The sequence below is a fragment of the bacterium genome, assembly GCA_024226335.1.
GTDB lineage: Bacteria > Myxococcota_A > UBA9160 > SZUA-336 > SZUA-336 > JAAELY01.
Genome location: JAAELY010000338.1, coordinates 1 through 4,392, shown reverse-complemented (window position 1 = coordinate 4,392; position 4,392 = coordinate 1). Strand labels below are relative to the sequence as shown.

General features: G+C 60.2%; 4 protein-coding genes. 3 read left to right on the top strand and 1 reads right to left on the bottom strand.

All coding sequences use genetic code 11. From position 1 onward, the window contains the following. Positions 1 to 409: 409 nt before the first annotated feature. Positions 410 to 808 carry a hypothetical protein gene (locus GY725_17580; GenBank protein MCP4006001.1) on the bottom strand — a complete coding sequence of 133 codons (399 nt, stop codon included), beginning with the start codon at positions 806 to 808 and terminating at the stop codon, positions 410 to 412. A gap of 151 nt (positions 809 to 959) precedes the next feature. Between GY725_17580 and GY725_17575 the strand changes: the two genes are divergently transcribed. The 3 genes from GY725_17575 to GY725_17565 are packed head-to-tail and all read left to right on the top strand — an operon-like array spanning position 960 to position 4,302. Beyond that, positions 960 to 2,477, top strand: coding sequence for a recombinase family protein (locus GY725_17575; GenBank protein ID MCP4006000.1), 1,518 nt, complete (start codon positions 960 to 962; stop codon positions 2,475 to 2,477). Further along, the gene (locus GY725_17570; GenBank protein ID MCP4005999.1) at positions 2,477 to 3,388 is read left to right on the top strand and encodes a ParB N-terminal domain-containing protein; all 912 of its coding nucleotides are present in this window, start codon (positions 2,477 to 2,479) and stop codon (positions 3,386 to 3,388) included. The genes GY725_17575 and GY725_17570 overlap by 1 nt, the downstream gene beginning before the upstream one ends. Beyond that, positions 3,385 to 4,302, top strand: a complete 918-nt coding sequence (locus tag GY725_17565) for a ParB N-terminal domain-containing protein (protein ID MCP4005998.1) — start codon at positions 3,385 to 3,387, stop codon at positions 4,300 to 4,302. Before GY725_17570 ends, GY725_17565 begins: the two co-directional genes overlap by 4 nt. Positions 4,303 to 4,392 lie beyond the last annotated feature (90 nt).

Below are 4,392 nucleotides of genomic sequence, written 5' to 3'. Positions count from 1 at the left end.
GATCCTGAGCAATGCGCCTACCGCGTGTTCGATCTCCGTTGGCATGGGTATCGTTCGGAACGCGCGTTTGGGTTCTGGCGGGGTTCGAAGTCAGGTCATTGAAAAAGCTTAAGAAAAAAGGGCCGAACCGCAAAGGGCGAGGTTCGCCCAAACTGAGACTAAGGACCATTCTGAGCCCAGCATTGGCCATGCCGCTCGTCTATGAGGTTCGGTCTGTTCACGCAAACCCCTTTGATAACACGGAAAAATCCGTGCCTGTCAGGGCGGTGTCACTGGTTCGCAATGGGGATAATGGCGGAGCGAATGAGTCACGCGCCCAACTCTCTCCCGTGCAGGTTTCCACCGCACGGGATCGCTTCGAAATCCTGCGCGCCATTGAGGGACAGTAGCTTTCAGTTCGCTCGGCTGATCAGCTGATCTTGCCGTTCGGGTCGTCACCACCAAGCTGACGCACGGCATCAAGCAGATCCGAAATCGCGTCTTCGGCAGCCGCGAGCTTGATGGCCACCATCAGATCCTCGCGCCCAGCCATCGCGAGGAAGGTACCGAGCACCTCGTCAGAGTACCGCGACAGCGCAATCAGGTGCGCCCCGCTCGGACCGTAGGTGCCCGAGAACCAGTTCTTAACCGTCTTCTCGTTGGCACCCGTCCAGGCCGCCACGGTTTTGACACCCGCCCGACTGTCGCCGAGCGACCGTTTTAACGCCGATGCGATTTCTTCGACAAAGCATCCATTCGTCTGATGACCGCCTTTGCCATTATATCCGTTTTCTTTTGGAAAGAACTTGCCCTTTTTCGGAAACGACATTCCACACTCCTTCGCTTTACATGGATGCGAAGAATTCAACCGTTGATTCCGACGGGAGCGATGGATTTGCCTGGAATTATGAGGAGATACGCATGTGACTGGTCGATGGGTGACCCATTCCGACAAGAGCGACGAGCCGCCTGAAACGGATGTGCCTGCCGTCGCCTATGTGCGGATGTCGACCGATCACCAGAAGTACTCGACCGAGAATCAGCTCGACATCATTCGTAATTACGCCAACGCCCGGGGCCTGCAGATCCTGCGCGTCTTTGAGGACTCCGGTCGGTCCGGGTTGCGGTTGGACGGCCGCGAGGCGCTGCAGAACCTGATGGCCGAGGTCAGAACCGGCCAAGCAGATTTCAAGGCCATTCTGGTCTATGACGTCAGCCGCTGGGGCCGGTTTCAGGACGCGGATGAAGGAGCGTATCACGAGCATGTCTGCTCCCGCGCCGGGATCCGCGTTCACTACTGCGGCGAGCAGTTCGAAAACGACGGCAGCATCGGCTCCAACCTGCTGAAGACCGTCAAGCGGGTGATGGCTGGCGAATACAGCCGCGAGCTTTCCGTGAAAGTCTTTGCCGGGCAATGCCGCCTGGTGGAGCTGGGCTACCGCCAAGGCGGTGCAGCTGGATATGGCCTGCGCCGTGTGCTAATCGACGAACACGGCAACCCGAAGGGTGCCTTGTCCCGCGGCGAGCAGAAGAGCCTTCAGACCGACCGCGTCGTTCTCGTTCCGGGCCCAGAGCAGGAACAGGACGTCGTGCGTCGAATGTACCGGATGTTCGTTGAGGATGGCCGCTCGGAACGCGAGATTGCGGAAACCCTGAATGCCGAGGGGCATCTTACGGATCTGGAGCGGCCATGGTCCCGAGCATCGGTGCACCAGGTCCTGACCAACGAAAAATACATCGGCAACAACGTCTACAACAAGGTGTCCTTCAAGCTGAAGCAGCGCCGGGTGGTGAACCCGCGCGAGATGTGGATCCGGGCTGAGGGGGCCTACCCCGCCATTGTGGACGAGGCGTTGTTTCTGCGCGCACGCGAAATCGTAGACGCCCGCAGCCAGCATTTCACGGACGCCGAACTGCTCGAAGCCCTGCGCGCCGTGCTGAAACAGAAAGGCGTGCTGTCCGGACTGATCATCGATGAACAGGACAACCTGCCGTCGTCCAGCGCCTTTCGGAGCCGCTTCGGCAGCCTGCTGCGCGCTTACCAGATGATCGGTTACGAGCCGGAGCGCGACTATCGTTACGTCGAGATCAACCGGGCCTTGCGGCAGGCTCATCCCGGCATTGTGGCCCAGATCCTCGACGGTGTCGCGGAACGTGGAGGACAGGCCGTGCAGGATCCGGACACCGACCTGATCCGCATCAATGACGAGTTCACCGCGTCGGTGGTGCTGGCCCGGTGTTTCGAGACGCAGGGCGGTTCCCTGCGATGGCGCATCCGTCTCGATACCGGCCTGGTGCCCGATATCACGATTGCCGTGCGGATGGACGAATTGAACGAAGCGCCATGCGATTATTACCTGCTGCCGAGCATCGACATGACCATGGGTAAGCTGAGGCTGGCCGAGCAGAACGGGCTGTCGCTGGATGCCTATCGCTTCGACACGCTCGAATGTTTTTATGCGCTCGCTGGCCGGGCTCGGATCACAGAGGCCGCCTGATGCCCGACGACGCCCAAGACATCACCCAGAAACAGGTCACTCTGATCCCCACCGATCGAATTCGCATCCTCAATCCCCGCGTGCGCAACCGGCGAACTTTTGAGGAAATGGTCGAGAACATCGCAAAGATCGGTCTGAAGCGACCAATCACCGTGGCGCAGCGCGCCGGAACCGACCCTGTTGGATATGACCTCGTTTGTGGCCAAGGGCGGCTCGAAGCGTTCATGGAGCTTCAGCAGGATGCCATACCGGCCATCATCATCGACGCCGACGAAAGCGACTGCCTGGTCATGAGCCTCGTGGAGAACTGCGCGCGCCGCCAGCACAACCCGATCGACCTCATGCGTGAAATCGGCAATCTGCGCAAACGCGGCTACAATGATCGCCAGATAGCAAACAAGATCGGGGTCACGCCAAACTATGTTGGCATGATCGCGGGGCTTCTGGAACGCGGGGAAGAACGGCTGGTCTCGGCCGTGGAAACCGGCCTTCTGCCGCTGAACCTCGCCATCGACATTTCAAAGACAGATGCCGAGGGCGGACAGCGCGCTCTGATGGACGCCTACACCCAGAAAAAACTGCGCGGCAAGAAGCTGGCCGCCGTGCGTCGGCTCATCCAGCAGCGCGACGCACAGGGTCCACACCTTCATCGAAACCGATACGGCAGAAGCGATGGCGCCAAGCGGCCCCTGACCAGCGACGCGCTTGTGCATGCCTATCAACAGGAAGCGGAGCGACAGAAGGTGCTGATCAAGAAGGCCGAGCTGACGCAGGGCCGCCTGATGTTTGTCGTGGAGGCGTTTCGCTCGCTGCGCGATGATGACCACTTCCTGACGCTCTTGCGCGCGGAGGGGCTGGACACCCTGCCGACATATCTCGGGCAATCGCTGGATGCGGGAGCGGCCGAATGAGCCGGGGCAAGCGCAAAACCCCGGACGCGGTTGCGCTCGGTTTTGAGAGCGATTGCGTCACTGTGGTAGTAGAGTCCATCCTGCCCGTGCGCGCCCTCAGCGCATCGGTCAAATCCAGCCGCAAGTACCGCCAGATCACCGCGTCGATCAAAGAGGTTGGCCTGGTCGAGCCGCCGGTGGTCACGAGATCCACAGGTGAGGAAGACACCTATATGCTGCTGGATGGGCATATCCGGATCGAGGTGCTGAAGGATCTCGGCATCGAACGGGTCGAATGTCTGATCTCAACTGACGACGAGGCCTTCACCTACAACAAGCGGATCAGTCGTCTTGCGCCCATCCAGGAGCACAAGATGATCCGCAAGGCCATCGCGCGCGGTGTGTCCGAGGAAAAGATCGCTCTGGCTCTCGACCTCAATCCGCGCAGCATTGTGCGTAAGGCCAAGCTCCTCGACGGGATCTGCGAAGAGGCCGGCGGCATCCTGAAGGACAAACACTGCGCGACCGCCATGTTCGAAATCCTGCGCAAGATGAAAGCCATGCGCCAGATCGAGGCGGCCGAGCTGATGATGAACGCGAACAATTACTCTCCGGCGTACATTTCAGCGATCCTTGCAGGAACGCCACAGGCACAGCTGGTGGACACCAAGAAACCCAAGAAGATGAGGGGTATCACCCCGGAGGCCATGGCCCGAATGGAGCGCGAGCTGGCCCGGCTACAGGAAGGCATCACATCGATCCAAGACTCCTACGGCCAGGACCACCTGCAGCTGACCGTCATCAAGGGGTATCTGGCAAAGCTTCTTGGGAACGCCCGGATCGTCCGGTACCTGATGCAACATCGGCCAGAATTTTTTTCGGAGTTTCAAGCGATCACCGAGATGGCGTCCACCCCGCCAACCGAGGCGGACTAGCCAAAGCGGCCAGAACTGATGGGGACCCGGACCCGAGAAGCGCGGGGACCGCAGGAGACGCCGCACTGTGGGGCGGATCGAACGCGGCGG